At 61.1% G+C, this 19,955-nt stretch carries 20 protein-coding genes; 8 read left to right on the forward strand and 12 right to left on the reverse strand.

All coding sequences use genetic code 11. The features are described 5' to 3' along the window. The gene (locus HU759_RS13870) at positions 1 to 1,302 is read left to right on the forward strand and encodes an ATP-binding protein (RefSeq protein ID WP_099548239.1); all 1,302 of its coding nucleotides are present in this window, start codon (positions 1 to 3) and stop codon (positions 1,300 to 1,302) included. Here HU759_RS13870 and HU759_RS13875 read toward each other — a convergent pair whose 3' ends face one another. Genes HU759_RS13875 through HU759_RS13885 form a run of 3 tightly spaced genes read right to left on the reverse strand, consistent with a single transcriptional unit; the run spans position 1,303 to position 3,083 of the window. Next, complete coding sequence (locus HU759_RS13875; protein WP_170038447.1) at positions 1,303 to 1,977, reverse strand: anti-sigma factor; 675 nt, start codon at positions 1,975 to 1,977, stop codon at positions 1,303 to 1,305. After that, positions 1,974 to 2,501 carry a sigma-70 family RNA polymerase sigma factor gene (locus tag HU759_RS13880; protein WP_170038445.1) on the reverse strand — a complete coding sequence of 176 codons (528 nt, stop codon included), beginning with the start codon at positions 2,499 to 2,501 and terminating at the stop codon, positions 1,974 to 1,976. Before HU759_RS13880 ends, HU759_RS13875 begins: the two co-directional genes overlap by 4 nt. A gap of 60 nt (positions 2,502 to 2,561) precedes the next feature. Beyond that, entirely contained in the window at positions 2,562 to 3,083 is a 522-nt protein-coding gene (locus HU759_RS13885) for a DUF3455 domain-containing protein (protein WP_017135037.1), read from the reverse strand. A gap of 135 nt (positions 3,084 to 3,218) precedes the next feature. Between HU759_RS13885 and HU759_RS13890 the strand changes: the two genes are divergently transcribed. Further along, complete coding sequence (locus HU759_RS13890; RefSeq protein ID WP_017135038.1) at positions 3,219 to 3,998, forward strand: class I SAM-dependent methyltransferase; 780 nt, start codon at positions 3,219 to 3,221, stop codon at positions 3,996 to 3,998. A gap of 82 nt (positions 3,999 to 4,080) precedes the next feature. Then, positions 4,081 to 4,866, forward strand: a complete 786-nt coding sequence (locus HU759_RS13895; RefSeq protein WP_017135039.1) for a sulfite exporter TauE/SafE family protein — start codon at positions 4,081 to 4,083, stop codon at positions 4,864 to 4,866. 127 nt (positions 4,867 to 4,993) lie between these two features. On the opposite strand, the gene HU759_RS13900 is transcribed toward HU759_RS13895, so the two are convergent. Then, positions 4,994 to 6,232, reverse strand: a complete 1,239-nt coding sequence (locus HU759_RS13900; RefSeq protein WP_138453614.1) for an acyl-CoA dehydrogenase family protein — start codon at positions 6,230 to 6,232, stop codon at positions 4,994 to 4,996. 269 nt (positions 6,233 to 6,501) lie between these two features. Between HU759_RS13900 and sfnG the strand changes: the two genes are divergently transcribed. After that, positions 6,502 to 7,587 (forward strand): dimethylsulfone monooxygenase SfnG, encoded by a 1,086-nt coding sequence (sfnG, locus tag HU759_RS13905; RefSeq protein ID WP_099548248.1) that lies wholly within the window; start codon positions 6,502 to 6,504, stop codon positions 7,585 to 7,587. On the opposite strand, the gene HU759_RS13910 is transcribed toward sfnG, so the two are convergent. After that, a complete protein-coding gene (locus HU759_RS13910; protein WP_099548250.1) occupies positions 7,571 to 8,671 on the reverse strand; it encodes a GNAT family N-acetyltransferase/peptidase C39 family protein in 1,101 nt (366 codons plus the stop codon). The genes sfnG and HU759_RS13910 overlap by 17 nt on opposite strands. A 94-nt stretch (positions 8,672 to 8,765) precedes the next feature. On the opposite strand from HU759_RS13910, the gene HU759_RS13915 reads away from it, so the two are divergent. Together HU759_RS13915 and HU759_RS13920 are read left to right on the forward strand one after the other, a co-directional pair. Beyond that, positions 8,766 to 10,352 (forward strand): RimK family protein, encoded by a 1,587-nt coding sequence (locus tag HU759_RS13915; protein ID WP_186354699.1) that lies wholly within the window; start codon positions 8,766 to 8,768, stop codon positions 10,350 to 10,352. A 6-nt stretch (positions 10,353 to 10,358) separates the two neighbouring features. Then, entirely contained in the window at positions 10,359 to 11,297 is a 939-nt protein-coding gene (locus HU759_RS13920) for a magnesium transporter CorA family protein (protein WP_170038443.1), read from the forward strand. Positions 11,298 to 11,553: 256 nt separating this feature from the next. Here HU759_RS13920 and map read toward each other — a convergent pair whose 3' ends face one another. Together map and HU759_RS13930 are read right to left on the reverse strand one after the other, a co-directional pair. After that, positions 11,554 to 12,303 carry a type I methionyl aminopeptidase gene (map, locus tag HU759_RS13925; protein ID WP_017135044.1) on the reverse strand — a complete coding sequence of 250 codons (750 nt, stop codon included), beginning with the start codon at positions 12,301 to 12,303 and terminating at the stop codon, positions 11,554 to 11,556. Next, positions 12,303 to 12,503, reverse strand: coding sequence for a ParD-like family protein (locus HU759_RS13930; protein WP_017135045.1), 201 nt, complete (start codon positions 12,501 to 12,503; stop codon positions 12,303 to 12,305). Before HU759_RS13930 ends, map begins: the two co-directional genes overlap by 1 nt. Positions 12,504 to 12,778: 275 nt before the next feature. On the opposite strand from HU759_RS13930, the gene ilvA reads away from it, so the two are divergent. Both ilvA and HU759_RS13940 read left to right on the forward strand, forming a co-directional pair. After that, positions 12,779 to 13,801, forward strand: a complete 1,023-nt coding sequence (gene ilvA / locus HU759_RS13935) for a threonine ammonia-lyase, biosynthetic (protein ID WP_170038441.1) — start codon at positions 12,779 to 12,781, stop codon at positions 13,799 to 13,801. Positions 13,802 to 14,037: 236 nt separating this feature from the next. After that, complete coding sequence (locus HU759_RS13940; RefSeq protein WP_017135047.1) at positions 14,038 to 14,304, forward strand: DUF1652 domain-containing protein; 267 nt, start codon at positions 14,038 to 14,040, stop codon at positions 14,302 to 14,304. Between the two features lie 73 nt (positions 14,305 to 14,377). On the opposite strand, the gene HU759_RS13945 is transcribed toward HU759_RS13940, so the two are convergent. The 5 genes from HU759_RS13945 to ugpC all read right to left on the reverse strand — a co-directional run bounded on the left by HU759_RS13945 (position 14,378) and on the right by ugpC (position 19,942). After that, a complete protein-coding gene (locus HU759_RS13945; RefSeq protein WP_017135048.1) occupies positions 14,378 to 14,638 on the reverse strand; it encodes a DUF2790 domain-containing protein in 261 nt (86 codons plus the stop codon). Between the two features lie 100 nt (positions 14,639 to 14,738). After that, positions 14,739 to 15,677: a carbohydrate kinase gene (locus HU759_RS13950; RefSeq protein ID WP_170038439.1), complete on the reverse strand. Its 939-nt coding sequence runs from the start codon at positions 15,675 to 15,677 to the stop codon at positions 14,739 to 14,741. A 12-nt stretch (positions 15,678 to 15,689) separates the two neighbouring features. After that, the gene (xylB, locus tag HU759_RS13955; RefSeq protein WP_186618096.1) at positions 15,690 to 17,171 is read right to left on the reverse strand and encodes a xylulokinase; all 1,482 of its coding nucleotides are present in this window, start codon (positions 17,169 to 17,171) and stop codon (positions 15,690 to 15,692) included. 169 nt (positions 17,172 to 17,340) lie between these two features. Further along, positions 17,341 to 18,822, reverse strand: a complete 1,482-nt coding sequence (locus HU759_RS13960; protein ID WP_186618097.1) for a mannitol dehydrogenase family protein — start codon at positions 18,820 to 18,822, stop codon at positions 17,341 to 17,343. A gap of 16 nt (positions 18,823 to 18,838) precedes the next feature. Continuing rightward, positions 18,839 to 19,942, reverse strand: a complete 1,104-nt coding sequence (gene ugpC, locus HU759_RS13965) for a sn-glycerol-3-phosphate ABC transporter ATP-binding protein UgpC (RefSeq protein WP_138453615.1) — start codon at positions 19,940 to 19,942, stop codon at positions 18,839 to 18,841. Positions 19,943 to 19,955: the final 13 nt, after the last annotated feature.

Genomic DNA, 19,955 nt, shown 5'->3' on the forward strand with positions numbered 1-19,955 from the left:
ATGTTTCGTGTACTGCTGCGCCTCTACCTGGTCACCATCATTACCTTCAGTGCCGCGATATTCCTGATTCCCAAGTTGGTGATCCAGCTGTTTGAACACCGCTACATGGACTACAACATCGAGCAGACCCGTGGCCTGCAAAAGCTTATCGTCAAGCAGTATCTGCGTGCGCCGGTGGAGCATTGGTCGCACGTGACCGAGCAACTGAACCGGGATTTCGCACCGCTGCAAGTCAAGTTGCTGCTGCGCCAGGACGCCAGCTATACCCCCGAGGAGGAGCAACTGCTGGAGCACGGCAAGCCGGTGATCCGCCTGGGCGAGTGGGGCTGGATGGAAGACATCAGTTCGCCGATCAACCAGCAGTTTGCGGTGAAACTGAGCATCCCCCCGGACCCGCTGGACATGAACCTGCTGTACTGGTCGATGAACGTGCTGATTGGCGCGGCCTTGCTCGCCTGCCTGCTGTTCTGGCTGCGCCCGCACTGGCGTGACCTGGAGCGCCTGAAAAGCACCGCCGCGCAACTGGGTCGGGGCAACCTCAGCGAGCGAACGCAGATTCCCGCCAGCTCCAACATCGGCAGCCTGGCGTCGGTTTTCGACACCATGGCCGACGACATCGAAGGCCTGCTCAACCAGCAGCGCGACTTGCTCAACGCGGTGTCCCATGAACTGCGCACGCCGCTGACGCGCCTGGACTTCGGCCTGGCCCTGGCGCTGTCCGAAGACTTGCCCCAGGCCAGCCGCGAGCGCCTGCAAAGCCTGGTGGCGCATATACGCGAGCTGGACGAGCTGGTGCTGGAATTGCTTTCCTACAGCCGCCTGCAAAACCCGGCGCAGTTGCCGGAGCGGGTGGACGTGGTGCTCGACGAGTTTATCGACAGCGTGCTGGGCAGCGTCGATGACGAACTGGAAAACCCCGAGATCGTCATCGACGTGGCGCTTGACTGCGCGGTGGAGCGTTTCAGCCTCGACCCGCGCCTCACGGCCCGGGCATTGCAGAACCTGTTGCGCAATGCCACGCGCTATTGCGACAAGCGCATTCAGGTTGGGGTCAAGGTGTGTGCCGATGGCTGTGAAATATGGGTGGACGATGACGGCATCGGCATTCCCGTGGAACAGCGCGAGCGTATCTTCGAACCCTTCTATCGCCTGGACCGCAGCCGCGACCGCGCCACTGGCGGCTTTGGCCTTGGCCTGGCGATCAGCCGGCGCGCCATGGAAGCCCAGGGCGGCACATTGACGGCCCTGGCGTCGCCCCTGGGCGGGGCACGGTTCAGGGTGTGGTTGCCCAGCGCAGGTTGATCAGAGCACTTTGACCGCGCGGCCGATGGCCTGGATCGGCCCGGTCGGCTTGCCGGTCGGTGAACCGCGAGGGTCTTCCAGGGTCAGCTCGAACAGCTGGTTGGGCGTGAGCGGCGGCAGCTTGTCCAGCGGCACCGAGAGCGTTTGCCCAGGCTTGACCAGCCCCAATGACACCGGAGCCTGCCAGCCATCGCCCTTGGTCCAGAATTGCAGGGCTTTGTCGCTCGGAACCTCCATCATCCCCAACGGAATCAGTTGGATCTGCTGGTCATGGCTGGCCTGGATCACCCAGCCGGGTGCCTGGTTCTGTGGCGCAACCAACACCACCACAAACGTCGGGTCGGCTACGGGCGGGCGGGTCAACAGCAGGGCCGCCAACACCAGTGTGGTCACCAAGCCTGCGCCGGCCAACCCACGCCAGAACGCCAGCAGGTTCCACCACGGCACGCCGGCTGGCTGATTTGCCGTGCTGCGTTCGATGCGCCGCCACAGTTGCGCGGACGGCGGCACGGGTTCGGCCAAGGCGGTCAGCGGCAGCAGGCGCTGCTCCCAGGCATCCACCGCCGCACGCAGCTCGATGTCATGCTTCAGGCGTTGCTCGACCTCGGCGCGTTGCTCGGCGGGCAGGGTGCCCAGCACGTATTCGCTGGCGAGTTCATCCAGTGGGTTGCTCATGCCATGCACTCGCGCAGCGCGACGAGGCTCCGTTTGATCCAGGCTTTGACAGTGCCCAGGGGCGTGTCCAGTTTCCGGGCGATTTCGCTGTGGGAATAACCGTCGACATAGGCGTGAAGGATGCACGTGCGACGGGTCGGGTCGAGTTGTTCCAGGCAGCGGTACACCTGACCTTCTCGGGCGTTGAATTCGAAGCTGTCATTGGGGGCGGCGAGCTGCTCGTGTTCGTCGCCCAATGCCACCTCCCGGGAGTGATTGCGCACGGCATTGAGCGCCAGGTGCCGGGTGATGCTGAACACCCAGCCCCGCGCCGAACCACGGCTTGGGTCGAAACTGCCGGCGCCGCGCCAGACCTTGATAAACGCGTCATGCACGACATCTTCGGCCAGGGCTTTGTCACGCACAATGCGCAACGCCACGCCGAGCAAGCGGCTGCTGTCCTCGGCATAGAGTTGGCGCAAGGCGCGTTGGTCGCCACGGGCACACGCCGCCAGGCAGGTTTCGTAATCAAACAAACACGGCATCCTTAAAGGGCTGAGTCCTGTGGCGAGCGCACTCGCCACAGGCAGCGTAGCCGAGTTTACTCAGTTGGCTGCCCAGAAAATGTAGTCGGCCTGGTACTTCACCACGGCCTGCTGGCCTTTGTTCGCCGCCGTGCATTCGCTGCTCGGCGCCACGCCGCCTTTAAGGGCGACACGCTGGATGTAACTGACGCCACTCATGGCACCTTTACCTTCGGCCGGGTTGGCCTTGACCAGTTGATAGGGCAGGTTGCCTGCACTCGAAGGCGCTACCGCCAGTTGGGTGCCGGTGATTTTCGAGCCATCCTGGGCCTGCCAGGTGGCGGGCGGGCCGAAGTAGTTGCCCACCGGCTTGCCGCTGCGATCATTCAACACGGCTTTGGGGCCGACAAAGAACCATTCGGTCTGGCCGACGGCGTTGGCTTTGTCGCGGCATTCGTAGGTGATTTCGCCGACCCCGGTGGTTTCCATCGCAATCTTGTGCCCGTCCGGCACCTTGATGCTGTCCGGCAAGCCGGTCTGGGCGAAAGCCGCAGGCGCGACGGTGAGTGCAGCCGCGAGGCAGAACAGTGTTTTAGCGTTCATGGGTAGTGCTCCATTTGAGTAAAACAGCGGGGTGACTGCAAGGACTACACGCGAGGCGCACGATTGGATGCACGGGTTAGAAAATAAACCTCAGAGGGCGCACACTGTGCGCCCGCCCCCGAGGAGAAACTCGCAATGACTGGTGTTCACACGTCTGCTCAACAAGGTTTCTCGACCCAGGCCGCCACCTACGCCCAAGGTCGACCGGACTACCCACGCCAACTCACCGGCTGGCTGACCGATACACTGGGTATCAACGCACAGTCGACCGTGATCGACCTGGGGGCCGGCACCGGCAAGTTCACCCGTTTGCTCAGCACCCTGGCGCCCAGCCTGATTGCCGTCGAGCCGGTCGAGGCCATGGGCGCGCAACTGAGCAAACTGTTGCCGGATGTACGCCTGCTCAGCGGCACCGCTGACGCTATCCCTTTGCCGGAGGCCAGCGCCGATGCGCTGGTGTGCGCGCAAGCCTTCCACTGGTTCGCAACCGAGGCCGCACTGGCAGAGATCCACCGCGTGCTCAAGCCTGACGGGCGCCTTGGGCTGGTGTGGAATGTGCGCGATGAGTCGGTGGACTGGGTTGCGGCCATCACCGAAATCATTACGCCCTATGAAGGCGACACGCCGCGTTTTCATACAGGGCATTGGCGCGAAGCCTTCACCGGTGGGTATTTTTCCGCGCCGCAAATGAGCTGTTTTGCCTATCAGCATGTGGGCAGCCCCCAGGAAGTGATCATGGATCGCTTTCTGTCTGTGAGCTTTATCGCGGCGCTACCGGCCGCGCAAAAGGCCACGGTGACCGAGCAATTACGCGGGCTGATCAACACTCACCCGGCGCTGCGCGGGCGTGACACTGTGGCGTTTCCGTATCAGACCCAGGCCTATGTCTGCCATCGTCTGACAGAAAAAGCATAAAGTCAGATCATATTGATATAAGTCGTTATAAGAAAAATCGCTATCCTGCGGCCAGAATTTTATAAGGCCGCGGGTAGTTGTAATGGATGTGGGCAATTTTGGTTTTGTAGTCGCTGGCCTGATCGTTGGTTTTATCGTCGGCATGACCGGTGTTGGCGGCGGGTCCCTGATGACGCCGATCCTGTTGTGGTTCGGCATCAACCCGGCCACCGCCGTGGGCACTGACTTGTTATACGCCGCCATCACCAAGTCCGGTGGGGTGCTGGTACACAGCAAAAACCGCAATATCGACTGGACCATCACTGGCTGGCTGACCTTGGGCAGCGTGCCGGCGGTGCTTTTGACGCTGTGGTTCCTGGCCAGCCTGCACACTGATCCCAGCGCGATGAATGCGGTGATCAAGCAGGCGCTGGGCTTTGTGCTGCTGCTGACGGCGCTGGCAATCCTGTTCAAGAAAAGCCTGTTGGCGTTCGCCCAGCGGCATGCGGGCGATGATTACCACATGAGCCCGCGCAACCTCAACGCACTCACAGTCGTCACCGGCGCGATCCTGGGCACCATGGTTGCGTTGACCTCTATCGGCGCGGGTGCCCTCGGGACTGTGGCGTTGTTTATCTTGTATCCGTTCCTGGCCACGCGGCGTCTGGTCGGCACCGAGATCGCCCACGCCGTGCCGCTGACCCTGGTGGCGGGCCTGGGGCATGCCAGCATGGGCAATATGGACTGGCACTTGCTGGGCTTTTTGCTGATGGGGTCGTTGCCGGGGATTTACCTGGGCAGCCACATGACCGGCAAAGTCCCGGACGGCGTGTTGCGACCGTGTCTGGCGATTATGTTGATGACCATCGGGTATAAGCTCGCGTTCTGAGTGGTACACAGGATCGTTCCCACGCTCTGCGTGGGAATGCCACCCCGGACGCTCTGCGTCCCGCTCTTGAAGCCGTGACGCGGAGCGTCACAGGATGCATGCCCACGCAGAGCGTGGGAACGATCAATTACGCTTTGCCAGGCCCATTCCCGATCTGCCACACAAACGGCGGCTCGGTTCCATTGATCACCCAATCCCCCACGATCCGCGCCTTGTAGATCACCGGGTTATGCGACGACACGGTCCGCGCATTGCGCCAATGGCGATCCAGCGCTTTACCCTGGCGCACATCCGACGCCCCCAGTGCATTGAACAGCTCACTGGTAGCCCGCTGAATCAACTCCGACACCACCACCTGCGCTGTCGCCGATTCAATCTCGGCAGCCACGTTTGCCTCACGCTCAGCCACCTCATCCCCGGCAAATCTTGCCAAGTAAGCCCGTTGCGCCGGCACCGCAGCTTTCAACGCACTGGCCTCGGCGGCATACACCAGCGCGGCCACTTCGCCCACCACTTGCTGCACCTGCGGGTCCTGGCTGACATGTGCGGCATTGCCATGGCTGTAGATGCGTTTGCGGCTGCGCACCTGCTGCGCCACGTCGTTGAGCGCCGCACGGCCAATACCGGCCAGGCTTGCCAGCAGCACCAACTGGTAAAACGCGGTCTGGTATTTGAAGCGGGTGGCGAAGTCGATCACGTTGTCAGCCTCAACCACCGCATCGGTAAACCGTGTGGTGCCGCTGCCCGTGGTGCGTTGGCCGAACCCGTCCCAGTCATCACGTTGCACCACGCCGGGCTGGTGCGTACGGGTGGCGGCGATCACGTCGGCGCCGGTGTCGCTGCGCTGGGCGTACACGTCGATCCAGTCGGAGAAAATGCTCCCGGTGCTGTAGAACTTTTCGCCGTTGAGCTTCCAGTGATCGCCATCCGGGCTGACCTGAGTGACCACATCGCCGATGGCCACAGTGCCGATTTCGGTCCAGGCGCAACCGACGATATCGCCGTCGACAAACCGCTTGAACCACAGGTCGCGACCCGCGCTGGGTGGCGCGTTCAGGCGGTCTTCGGCAAAGGCGAAGTGCCCGCGCAGCGCCTGGGGCACATTGGAGTCGGCCGCCGCCAGTTCGATCAGCAGCTCAAACAATTGCGGCAGGGACGCGCCGCCACCGCCGTATTCCACCGGCACCCGCACCGCGCCGAACCCTGCGTGTTTGAGCCACTCAATCGGCTCATAGGGCAGGGCGCGCGCTTGTTCACGTGCCACGGCACCTTCGGCGATGCGCTGGAAGATCGGCCGAAAGCGCGCGGCAAGTGTGGGGTAATCGACGCCGATGGACAGCGGGTTGATGACATGTTGCTCGGTCATGGGATACGGCTCCTGGGCAGTGATCAATGGTGAGCTGATTGCACAGTCCGTGCCGGGCGGCGCAGCCCGTATTTACTGGGGATGGATCCAAACTGCTGTTGCCCCAGCAACAGTAAATCGACAAAACAAGGCCATCCGCGACATTCGCCGGCTTGGCAAAAACCACAGCGATATACGCCGCAACGCCCGTGGGGTGGCGCTTTGATGATGTCTGGCACGCTTGCTGCTCAAGCCTGGTTACATCCTTCTTTCGTGCGAGGTACTGCCAGATGAGTCAGCAAGCCGTGAAATTTGCCTATTGGGTGCCCAACGTCAGCGGTGGGCTGGTGGTCAGCAAGATCGAACAGCGCACGCACTGGGGCATCGACTACAACCGCAAGCTCGCGCAGTTGGCCGAGGCGGCCGGCTTCGAATATGGCCTGACGCAAATTCGCTTCACCGCCGGCTACGGTGCCGACAATCAGCATGAGTCTGTAGCGTTCAGCCATGCGTTGCTGGCGGCGACCACTAGGCTCAAGGTGATCGCCGCGATCCTGCCTGGCCCTTGGCAGCCGGCGCTGGCGGCCAAGCAGCTGGCGACCATCGACCAGCTCACCAATGGGCGCATCGCGGTGAATATCGTCAGCGGTTGGTTCAAGGGCGAATTCCAGGCCATTGGCGAACCCTGGCTGGAACATGACGAACGTTATCGCCGTTCCGAGGAGTTTATCCGTGCCCTCAAAGGCATCTGGAGCCAGGACGATTTCACTTTCAAGGGTGACTTCTACCGCTTCAACAATTACAGCCTCAAACCCAAGCCACTCGGCCAGCCGGAGGTGTTCCAGGGCGGCAGCTCACGGGCGGCGCGGGACATGGCGGCACGCGTGTCGGACTGGTACTTCACCAACGGCAACACGCCCGAAGGTATCAAGGCCCAGGTTGACGATCTCCGCATCAAGGCCGCGGCCAATCACCACTCGGTGAAAGTCGGTGTAAACGCGTTTGTGATCGCCCGCGACACCGAAGAAGAAGCCCGCGCCGTGCTCGCCGAAATCATCGACAAGGCCGACCCCGAAGCGGTGAATGCGTTTGGCGATGCGGCCAAACAGGCGGGCAAGGCCTCACCGGAAGGCGAGGGCAACTGGGCCAAGTCCAGCTTTGAGGACCTGGTGCAATACAACGACGGCTTCAAGACCAACCTGATTGGCACGCCGCAGCAGATCGCCGAGCGCATAGTCGCGCTCAAGGCTGTGGGCGTGGACCTGATACTGGCTGGCTTCCTGCATTTTCAGGAAGAGGTCGAATACTTCGGCCAGCGCGTCCTGCCGCTGGTGCGCGAGCTGGAAGCCAAGGCCGGCGTCAAGCAGGTGGCTTAAACAACACGACGGCCGCGCGCAATTTGTTATTGCCAAAACGGCACATGCGCTCGAACTCCCCATGGCTGACCGGCAGATGCTGGCAGTCCAGGGATTGGCGATGCTGGCTGTGGTCCACGTCGGGGTCGTGCAGGTAGACGAACTCTTCATCGCAGTCGGTGACCATCACCCAATGTGGCGACTTGGAACGGGTGAGGCGGTAGCTGCTGATCAGTACCAGCGGCTGCCCGCCGGCCTGCAATACCTGCGGTAAATCCAGGGCGCCGCCGAATACCTGTTCGACGTCGCTGCCGACCAATTCCTCTTCAAACGCCTCATGCACTAAGCGCATCACGTCCTTTTTGTGCTGGTCGCGCACGCCATCCAGAAACAACGGCCCGCGCACATTCACCTGCATACGCACCCGAAAACCCCGGCGCCAGGCCGCCAACGCCAAGCCTTGCGGGCTGCAGCCGCCATGGCCTGCGGTCATGAACACGGTGGTGGCTTCGCGCCAGATCTGCAGCTCTTCGCGCCGCCCGGCCACGCGACCTGGCAGCAACGCGCCCATGGCCATCAGCAGGCATGCGGCGCCACAGGTGAAGTCGGTGGTCTGTTGGTAATACGGCACGCTCTGGGGGCGTGCGACCTGGTGCTGGAGGATGCGTTTTTCCAGTCGAATAGCGGCGGTGTGATCTTCGTAATAGTCATTTATCAGCGCAAAGCGGCGATAGCCGTTGCGCTCGTACAGCGCCAGGGCGCCGGGGTTGTCGGTGCGTACTTCCAGGCGCAGATAGGCGCAATCATGTTCCAGGGCGCAGGCCTCGATGCGCGTCAGCAATTGCTTGCCCAAGCCCATGCCGCGCGCATGCTCGGCGATGGCGATGGAGTACAGGCGCGCCAATGAAGTGCCGCGATGGAACAGCACCAGTGCATAACCTTGCAACTGCGCATCATTTTCCGCCACCAGCAACTGGCCATGGGCACGGCTGATCATCCACTGGAAACTGCGCAACGAGAGCCGGTCGGTGGTGAAACAGTGCTGTTCCAGTGCGACCAGTTCAGGCACATCAGCAGGGGTTGCAACGCGAAAGGAAAGAGCCATATAACCGCCGTAAAAGTTGCGTAACGAAACGGGACTTCTCTAAAAGATCGTGCTTAATAGAAAAGGTCGAGTTCTCTAAAGCGGATCAAATATTATGTCAGCGGTACAAGGTCATTGGCGTGAAGTATCCGAGCAAAACGTCGCGGCGACAATAACTTCCAGCGGTTATTTATCGGTCGCGAGCAAAGGTTCCAGCCAAGTGGTGATCATTGTCGAACGCAAGGAAGATTGGGCCTCTTACTTCCCCAGCGAAGACATCGTGACCGCCCAGGAATACCTTGAACAAACCCGTGAAAGCGAGACGGGCAAGCGTGTGCAGGTGATCAATCTGTGCCGCAGTTACAAGTACCTGGGCCACGGCTACTACTGCTCGTTGTTGGCCGAAGCGCGCGGGCACAAGGTGATTCCGTCGGTACGCACCATCAGTGAACTGACTAAAAAGTCGCTGTATGGCTTGTCACTGGATGACCTGGATAAAACCCTCGATAAAGCCTTGAGTCATCACCTTTACAGCAATACCGAAGGCTTTACCCTGACACTTTATTTTGGTCGAACCAATATAGAGCCGCTGCAAGAATTGGCCCGCCAGTTATTTGAAACCTTCCCGTGCCCGATCTTGTTAATTGAGTTTCGCAAACACAATGGCTGGCACATCGACGGGGTCAAGTCCGGGGTCTTGCACAAGTTGCGCGATGACCAGGAAGACCAGTTCGCCCACGCCCTCGACAACTTCAGCCGCAAGATCTGGCGCCAGCCGCGCTCACGCCGCTTGGCGCGGTATGACCTGGCGATTCTTCATGACCCGCAGGAGCAACTGCCGCCGTCCAATGCTCGCGCCCTGGAAAACTTCGTGCGGGTCGGCAAAGGGCTGGGCATCGATGTGGAACTGATCGAGCGTAAGGATTACTCACGGCTGGCCGAGTACGACGCCTTGCTGATCCGCGAGACCACCAGTGTCGACAACCACACCTATCGCTTCGCCAAAAAAGCCGAAAGCGAAGGCCTGGTGGTCATGGACGACCCGGCATCGATCCTGCGCTGTACCAACAAGGTCTACCTCACTGACCTGCTCAACAGCCATCAACTGGGCATGCCCGCCACCGAGATTCTCTACAAGGAGCGACCGCAAGATTTCGAAAGGGTCGGCGAGCGCCTGGGTTTCCCGCTGGTGTTGAAGATCCCCGACGGCTGCTTCTCGCGCGGCGTAATCAAGGTGGAAAGCCAGGAAGCCCTGCTCAAGGCCACCGCCGAGTTGTTCGAACACTCTGTGCTGCTGCTGGCCCAGGAGTTTTTCTACACCGAGTACGACTGGCGCATCGGTGTGCTCAACCGCAAGCCGATCTTTGCCTGCCAATACTTCATGTCCAAGGGCCACTGGCAGATTTATAACCACAAGGCTATCGGCCAGGACATCAACGGCGAATGCCGCACCCTGGCGGTTCATGAAGCGCCCAAGGCAGTGGTGGAACTGGCGGTCAAAACCGCCAACCTGATCGGCGACGGCCTCTACGGTGTCGACCTCAAGCAGTCCGGCGACAAAGTGGTGGTGATCGAGGTCAACGACAACCCCAATATGGACGCCGGTATCGAAGATGCCTATTTGCAAGACGACCTGTATGCGCTGGTGCTCGAGGAGTTTGTACGGAGATTGGAGTTGAAACGCCAGGGCCAGGGCTGGTGACGCGCGATGATTCAGCGCTTTGAACTGACCGACGGAAAACTGTGCAAGGCGGACAAGGACGACGCTGCAATCATGCTGTTCAACAACCCGGACGCGGCCGAGCGCGAGTGGTTGCGCGACCATCACAAACTCGACGAGCACGCCCTGGCTTCGGCGCTTGACCCGGATGAAGTCTCACGCATCGAGTTTCACCCCGATAACCTGTTCCTGATCTGGAAACGCCCGGAGAACTACTCGGGCGGCGGCAGCCTGATGTTCGAAGTGGCCTCCTGCGGGCTATTGTTTTCGCCCGGCCGCCTGTTGGTGATCGCCACGGATGACACCCCACTCTCCGGGCTCGGCGCGCGCCGGCCGTTGCATACGCCGCTGGATGTGCTGCTCGACTTGCTGCTTAACAACATTCACCACTACCTGGGCCACCTCAAGGTGATCAAGCTGGTGGCGCGGGAGTTGCAGCAACAGTTCAATGCGTCGATGAGCAACCAGCACCTGATGCAGATGTTTAACCTCAGTGAAAGCCTGATCTATTACATCAACGCGCTGCACAGCAATGGCGCGGTGTTGTCGCGGTTGCGCAACCACGCGGAAAAGGAGCATTTCAGCGCCGAGGTGCTGGGGTTGATCGATGACCTGATCATTGAGAACCACCAGTGCTACAAGCAGGCCGAGATCTACTCCAACGTGTTTTCCGGGCTGATCGATGCACGCGGCAACCTGATGAACAACAGCATGAACAACCTGCTGCGCAAGCTGACGTTGATCAACGTGGTGTTTCTGCCGCTCAACCTGATCGCCAGCGTGGGCGGCATGTCGGAGTTCAGCATGATGACGGCGGGCACGCCGTGGTGGGTGTCGTACCCGCTGTTGATGGTGGCGATGGGCGTTGGGGCGGGGTTGATGGTGTTCGGGCTCAAGCGCATCGCAGGCGGCGCCAGCCGCGCGTGAACACATTGCAGTTTGTGGGAACTGACAGGTAAGGTGGCCAAACTCCTTCGTGGCGAGCGGGCTTGCCCCGCGTTGGGTTGCGAAGCGGCCCCAAACCAGGCGCTGAGTTCTTTCAGGAAACATCCCTGTGCCATTACTGGGGCTGCTGCGCAACCCAACGCGGGGCAAGCCCGCTCGCCACAACAGCGCTCCTGTGCAAGCGGTGTGTCGGTGACACACAGTCGATGCTATCGCAGGCAAGCCAGCTCCCACAGGTTTACGGTTGCAGCGTCAGCACTTCAAAGCCGTCCGCCGTCACCGCCACGGTATGTTCCCACTGCGCCGACAGGCTGTTGTCCTTGGTCACCACCGTCCAGCCATCCTTGAGGTCGCGCACCTTGGCGCTGCCCTGGTTGAGCATCGGCTCGATGGTAAACACCATGCCTTCGCGCAGTTCCAGCCCGGTGCCGGGGCGGCCGAAGTGCAGCACTTGGGGTTCCTCGTGCATCTGCCGGCCGATGCCGTGGCCGCAATACTCACGCACCACGCTGTAGCCGTTGGCCTGCGCATGGCTCTGGATTGCATGGCCGATATCGCCCAGGCGTGCGCCGGGGCGGACCTGGCGAATGCCGGCCCACATGGCTTCAAAGGTCTGTTCCACCAGGCGCCGGGCCTTGGGCGCCACGCTGCCAATCATGTACATCTTGCTGGAGTCAGCGATAAAACCGCCTTTTTCCAGGGTGATGTCGATGTTGATGATGTCGCCGTCTTTCAACACATCCTTGGCACTGGGCATGCCATGACACACCACTTCGTTGATCGAGGTGTTGATGCAAAAGGGGTAGTCGTATTGCCCAAGACTCGCCGGCCGGGCTTTGAGCTCGTTGCGGATGAAGGCTTCGACGGCGCTGTCCAGCTCCAGGGTCGAGCGCCCGGCGGCGACAAAGCCGTCGAGCATGCTGAATACCTGGGCCAGCAGGCGCCCGGATTCGCGCATCACGGCCAGTTGTGCGGGTGTCTTGATCATCAGCCGCGCCCTCGGATCAGGTCGGGTTTGTCCAGTAACAGCTTGTTGATCAGCTCGTTGTAGGGCAGGTGCGGGTTGAGTTCGGCCAACAGGCCGATCTTGATCCAGAACTCGGCCTGGGCATTGATGGAGCGGTCCATGGCGGCGCTGGCCAGGCGAAGCTGTTCGTGCAGTTGGTCGGTAATCTTGACGATGCCCATGGGTTTCACTGTGTTAGATGGATATACAAAGCGTATACGTTTCGTATATCTCTCGTAAACCCCAACCCGCTAAATGGCCACAGGCCATTGACTTGCCCAGTCACCGCCGGTTAATTTCGGTGCATGACCTTTCCAGCCTTGCGCCGCCAGTCGAGCATTATTATTACCGCCATTCCTCATTTGGCGGGATAGCACACGGCTGCACCCAAACCCGCCCTAGAGGCGGGTTTTGTTTTTCCGACTCCTGGGCAGCACACCAACACCAGGAGACGCCCATGAGTACCCACCGCGCCGCGCAAACCGCCAATACCGGGCTGCTTGAGCACTACGTGAAAAAGATCCTCGCCGCCCCGGTTTACGACGTGGCAGTGCGCACGCCCTTGCAATCGGCGCCTGCGTTGTCGGCGCTATTGGGCAACCAAGTGCTGCTCAAGCGGGAAGATTTGCAGCCGACGTTTTCCTTCAAGATCCGTGGCGCCTACAACAAGCTGGTGCAACTCGGCGATGAGCAGAAAGCCCGTGGGGTGGTGACCGCCTCGGCGGGTAATCATGCGCAGGGCGTGGCATTGGCGGCGCGGGAACTGGGCATCAAGGCCCGCATCGTCATGCCGTGCAGCACGCCGGAATTGAAGGTGCTGGGCGTGCGCTCCCGTGGCGCCGAGGCGGTGTTGCATGGCGAAAGCTTTCCGTTTGCCCTGGCCCACGCATTGCAGTTGGCCGAGACGTCGGGTTGCACCTTTGTTTCGCCGTTCGATGACCCCGATGTGATCGCCGGCCAAGGCACAGTGGCCATGGAAATACTGCGCCAGCAGCAAGGCCCGCTGCACGCGATCTTCGTGCCGGTGGGCGGCGGCGGCCTGATCGCCGGGATTGCCGCCTATGTCAAATACCTGCGGCCCGAGGTGCGCATTGTCGGCGTCGAACCCGAGGGTTCCAGTTGCCTGCTGGCGGCCTTGCGCGCCGGTGAGCGGGTGGTGCTGCCCAGTGTCGACGGGTTTGCCGATGGCACCGCGGTGGCGCAGATCGGCGCCTATGGCTTTGAGATCTGCCGCGATTGGGTCGATGAAGTGATCACCGTCAGCAATGACGAACTGTGCAGCGCCATCAAGTTGATCTACGACGATACGCGCTCCATCACTGAGCCTTCAGGCGCACTGGCGGTGGCGGGCGTTCGCAAGTACGTCACCCAAAACGGCGTGCGCGGGCAGACCTTGGTGGCAGTTAACTCAGGGGCCAATATCAACTTTGATAGTTTGCGACATGTTGCAGAGAGAGTAGCGGCGCAAGGTGCAATTTAGTACATAAACGTTTAATCGGCGCGGTTCGACGATAATCCACGCGGGGTAAACAGATTTATATACGTCAGCGCGGCGCTTATGAGGAAAGGTTACAACGAGAATGGATTTTGCCGAGTAGGCTGATGAATGAAAGCGTCTGCCAGGGTCGGTAAGACGCCGCAGGCACGCGCCTGCACCGTACCTGAATATCTGTACCTAAAAATCTGTTGGCAGTCTCAAAAAAGGAGAGGTTGGCCATGCTTTCGGAACTAGAGCTACGCAGCATTATTGAAGGAAGTTTCCTGCCCAAGCGGTGTGAATGTACCAAAGCCGAAGACGCCTCGTTGACGATCAAGGTGTATGACGACCGCGACCGTGACCGGGTGGATTTGGAAGTCAAAGGTATAAACGCCGAAAAACTCGACAGCAGTCGAGCCATTTGCAACCTGATCAGCGGGTTGCGCGAAGACCTCAAGCACACTCAAGCGCCTGCTCAGCAAAGAGTGGCGGGGCGCGGCTACTAGTCAGCCAAGTGTTTGAGAGTGATTCACCGACGACCTGTGGGCCTGGTAAACACCAGGCCCAATGCGGTGTGTTTCAATTCTGAAAATCGCAGGCTTCGGACATTTTTCGGTAGCCCACATCTTCGATCTTCCCGGCTTTGTCCACGAACTTGATATCGGCGTTGATTACCTTGCACATGTCGGTGTCTTCCTCGTGCATGGCGATCACTTTGTCGACGTTCAAGGGCATGCCGTATTGATACTGCACAGGCTTGGCGGCGGTGTCGGCCTGGGCCATCCCCGACACCGCGGCAAGGGCCAAGGTGGCGGTGAATAACAAGGTACGCAGTTTCATGGTGGTGCTCCGCAAGTGAGTTCGAATTCACTCTCGGCTTGCGGGATTAACCATCGATTAATTTTGCCTTGGCTGACAAAACCTTCATGAAACCCAGGCTTCAGCCCAACTGCTGGCGATATGGCAGGTCCGGCCCGGTCTTGCTGCAGGTCAGCGCGGCGGCGCGGATCGCGAAGCCCAGCATGCTGTCGATTTGCGCGCGTGTCAGCTGTTGCAGGCCGTCAATGGAATCCAGCTGCTGCTCGGTCAACCAGGCAATCAACGCGGCCTGGAAGGTGTCGCCGGCGCCCACCGTATCGGCCATCACCACCTTGACCGCAGGTTGCGACCAACTGCCGTGCTGGCGGCTGAACACGCTGGCGCCATCGCCGCCACGGGTGAGGAACACCAATTGGCAACGGTGCTGCAACCAGCCTTGCAGCACGCTCTCGGGCGACTGGTCGGGGTAGAGCAGGTGCAGGTCTTCATCGCTGACTTTAATCAGGTCGGCATGCTTGACCAACTCGGCCACGCGCTCACGCCACAGCTGGATATCCGGTTGCGGGTTGAGCCGCACATTGGGGTCCAGGCTGATCAGGCGCTTGCCACTTTCGCGCTTGACCAGGCTCAGCAGGGTGTCGCCGATCGGCTGCACCACCAGCGAAAACGAGCCGATATGCACGCCACGAACCTCATCGCCCAAGGTCGGCAGATGCTCAAGCGTCAATTGCCGATCGGCGCAGCCTTCGCCGCGAAAGCTGTATTGCGGTGAGCCGTTGGCGCCCACGGCAACCATCGCCAGGGTGGTTGGCGCGGCAAACTCAAGCAGAAACCGCTGGCTGACGCCTTCGTCCTTGAGCACTTGCAGCAAGCGCTGGCCAAGGAAGTCGTTGGACACGCCACCCAACAGCGCGGACTCAATGCCCAGGCGGCGCAAACCGACGGCCACGTTGAACGGCGAACCACCGGCAATGGCCTTGTAATTGACCCTGGAAGCCTGCCCGCTGGCATCCTCCTCGCTGAAAAAATCGAACAGCGCTTCGCCACACACCAGATACATAGTCGTTCGCTCTTAAAGGGTTGCCACGAGCTGCTGATAGCGCTCGTAAGCCTGTTGATAGGCACTGACATTGGCCGCCACCGGCAGCGTGCGGCTGCTTGGGTCGACACTCACACATTTGTCGCACAGGCTGGCCAGGGTGTCGCCGGACTGGCCCCACGCCGCCTGGATCGCCGCGCCCAGGGCAGCGGCTTCGCTTTGTTCGGTACACACCACTTCGGTGTTCATGATATCGGCGACCATCTGCCGCCACACCGGGCTTTTCGAGCCGCCGCCGATCAGGCGGATGCTATGGCTTTGCAGGCCGGTCTGGCGCAGCAGGTCGAGGCCGTAGCGCAGGCCGAAGGTGGTGCCCTCGACCACCGCGCGACACAGGTTGGCGCGGGTCAGGTTGGTCATGGTCAGCCCGTGGAGGCTGCCGGTGGCGTGGGGCAGGGCGGGCACGCGTTCGCCATTGAGGAACGGCAGCATGCTCACGCCATCGGCGCCAATCGGCGCTTGCGCAACCAGGCTGTTGAAGGTCGCAAGGTCAAGCTCGAACAGCTCGCGAATCACCCCGGTGGCGTTGGTCAGGTTCATGGTGCAGATCAACGGCAGCCAGCCACCGCTGGACGAACAGAAGGTCGCGACCGAGGCTTGCGGGCTGACATTCGGCTGGTCGGCAAATGCGTAGACGGTGCCGGACGAACCCAGGCTCATGGTGATCACGCCGGGAGCGATATTGCCGGTGCCGATGGCGCCCATCATGTTGTCGCCGCCGCCGCTGGACACCTTGGCATTGGGGTTGATCCCCAGGCGTTCGGCGATGGCCGGCAGGATGCTGCCGATAGCTTGATCCGCCGCAATCAACGCGGGCAGGGCTTTTTCCAGGCGCCCGCTCGGGTCGATGTGCGTAAGCAGGGCCACGTCCCACTCGCGGCTGCGCACGTTGAAGTAGCCGGTGCCCGACGCATCGCCGTATTCCGCCACGGCGCGGCCGGTGAGCCAGTAGTTGAGGTAGTCGTGGGGCAGCAGGATATGCGCGATGCGTGCGAACACGTCCGGGTGTTGTTCGCGGGTCCACAGCAGTTTCGACACGGTATAGCCCGGCGCAATCGCCACGCCGAGGCGTTCCAGCGAGCCGCTTTCGCCGCCCAGGTACGCCAGCAGGCGGTCGTTCTCCGGGGCGGTTTCGGTGTCGCACCAGAGTTTGGCCGGGCGTAGCACCTCACCGTGCTCGTCCAGTAGCACCAGCCCGTGCTGCTGGCCGGAGACGCCGATGCCGAGAATGTCCTGGCCGTCCACGCCAGCCTGTTGCAGGGCGCGGTGAGTGGCTTCGGTAAAGGCATCCAGCCATTCCTGGGTGTGCTGTTCGCGACGGCCATTGGCACCGCTGATCAGCGTATGCGCGGCGGCGCCCAGGCCCAGGACCTTGCCGCTGGACGCGTCGAGGACGATGGCTTTGGTGCCCTGGGTGCCGCAATCGATGCCGAGGTACAGGTTTTGCTGGGTCATGAAGGAGTGCTCAGCAGTATTATTCTTGGATTGATAGCCCGATTAAATGTGGACGCTGGTCTGTGTGGGAGCTGGCTTGCCTGCGATGCCAGCACCTCGGTCTATCAGTCAAACCCAGGTGATGCTATCGCAGGCAAGCCAGCTCCCACACAAGCCAGCTCCCACATTTTTAATCGGGTGTTTTCAGCAGTTGCTGCAGTGTTGCGGTGACGCCGTTGTCGCGCAAGCTGACAAAGCACCGCTCAAACGCTGCCACAAACTCAGCCGAGTTGGGAATAGCCTTGCCAAAAATCTCTTCCACACCCAGCAGGCGTTGGCTGATCAGCGCATCGTCACTCACCAGCCCTTGGCAGAACTCGGCGCGTGGGTCGGGGATCTTGTAAGTCACGCCGTTTTCATCAACGCCTTTGAGGTACAACGCCCAGGCGGCGACAACCAACGCCGCGCGCTCAGTCTCACGCCCATCGGCAATCAAGCGATTGATGGTCGGTACGGTGAACTTGGGAAACTTCGACGAGCCATCGGAACATACACGCTCCAACTGGTCGGCAATCGCCTGGTTGGAAAAACGATCCACCAGCGTCTGCTTGTACTGGGTCAAATCGATGCCCGGCACCGGCGCCAGGTTTGGCGTGACGTCCAGGTCCATGTAGGCACGCATATAGGCCACAAACACCGGGTCATTCATGGTGTCGTGCACAAACCGATAACCCTTGAGAAAACCCAGGTAGGTAAGGGCCAGGTGGCTGCCATTGAGCAGGCCGATCTTCATCTCTTCGTAAGGCGTGACGTCATCGGTGAACTGCACACCGACGGTTTCCCACGCCGGGCGGCCGTTAACGAATTTGTCTTCCAGCACCCATTGCACGAACGGCTCGCACACCACTGGCCAGGCGTCGTCGATGCCGTGCTCATCGTGCAGTTGCAGGCGGTGGGCGGTGCTGGTCATCGGCGTGATGCGGTCGACCATGGCATTCGGGAAGCTCACGTTGGCCTTGATCCAGTCATGCAGCTCGGCGTTGTGCAGGGCGGCAAATGCCAGCAGGGCCATGCGCGTGACGGCGCCGTTGTGCGGCAGGTTATCGCAGGACATCACGGTAAACGCCGGGGTCCCGGCGGTGCGGCGTTGGGTCAGTGCGGCGCAGATAAACCCGAACACGGTTTTCGGTGCATTAGGGTGCGCCAGGTCGTGCTGGATCTGCGGCAGGTGCGCCATGAACTCGCCGTTACTGTCATCGATGCAGTAGCCGCCTTCGGTGATGGTCAGCGAGACAATCCGAATCTCAGGGCTGGCCAGCTTGTCGATCAGCGCCTGGGCGCCGTCTTCGGCCAGCAGCATGTCGCTGATGGCGCCGATCACGCGCACTTCGGTGTCGTCGGTGTCGCCCAGTTCATACAGGGTGAACAGGTAATCCTGGCCGGCCAGGTCGTCGCGGGCCTTGCGGTCCTCGCTGCGCAGGCCGACGCCGCAGATGCTCCAGTCCAGGCCAACGCCGGTATTCATCAGCGCATCGGTGTAATACGCCTGATGCGCACGGTGGAAACCGCCGACGCCGATATGCGCGATGCCCTGGGAGGTGCTCGCAATGGCGTAGGCCGGAATTTTTACTTGCGGCGCCAATTGGGTGAGGTTCTGTTTATTCAGTTTCATCACAAGTCTCGCGAAATCAGGCGGCAGCGCGCAGTGGACGAGCCACGGCCACGCCATCGGTGTCGAACAGATGGCAGTGCGCCGGGTCCAGGTGCAGGTGCAGGGTTTCGCCGTATTGGCTGGCCATGTCGCCACGAATCCGCATGGTCAGCGGCTCGCCGTTGGCGGTGATGACGTGGCAGAAGGTGTCGCTGCCCAGGCGCTCGCCGACGTCGGCGGTGACGGTCAGGGTGGTTTGCCCAGGCGCGGCAATTTCCAGGTGCTCCGGGCGAATCCCCAGGGTCACCGCGCTGCCCACGCTCAAGCTGGCACCGCTCAATGGCAGGCTGATCAGGGTGCCGGCGTCCAACTGCACGTCGCAGCCCTGGCTTTCAATACGGGTGACTTTGCCCTTGAGGAAGCCCATTTTCGGCGTGCCCAGAAAGCCCGCCACAAACAGGTTGGCCGGCTGGTGGTACAGCTCCAGCGGCGAGCCGACCTGCTCGATACGGCCGCTGTTGAGTACCACCACCTTGTCGGCCAGGGTCATGGCCTCGACCTGGTCGTGGGTCACGTAAATCATGGTGGCTTGCAGCTCTTTATGCAGGCGCGCCAGTTCCAGGCGCATCTGCACGCGCAGGGCGGCGTCGAGGTTGGACAGCGGTTCGTCGAACAGGAAAATCTTTGGGTTACGCACGATCGCACGGCCGATTGCCACGCGCTGACGCTGGCCGCCGGAAAGCTGCTTGGGCTTGCGCTCCAGCAACGGGCCGAGTTCGAGGATGCGCGCCGCTTCGCTGACTTTGCTCTCCACCAGCTTCTTGTCGACGCCGGCCAGGTCCAGGGCAAACGACATGTTCTTGCGCACGCTCATGTGCGGGTACAGCGCGTAGGTCTGGAACACCATGGCCAAGTCACGCTTGGCGGGGGTGACTTCGGTGATATCGCGGCCATCGAGTTCGATGGTGCCTTCGGTGACTTCCTCAAGGCCCGCGATCAAACGCAGCAGGGTGGATTTGCCGCAGCCCGACGGGCCGACGAACACCACAAATTCCTTGTCGTTCACTTCCAGGTCAATGCCCTTGATGATCGAGAAACCTTCGAAGCCTTTTTGCAAATTCTTGATTTTCAGGTTGGCCATGATGGGCCTCCGC

This window comes from Pseudomonas sp. OE 28.3 (assembly GCF_014268205.2).
Lineage (GTDB): Bacteria > Pseudomonadota > Gammaproteobacteria > Pseudomonadales > Pseudomonadaceae > Aquipseudomonas > Aquipseudomonas edaphica.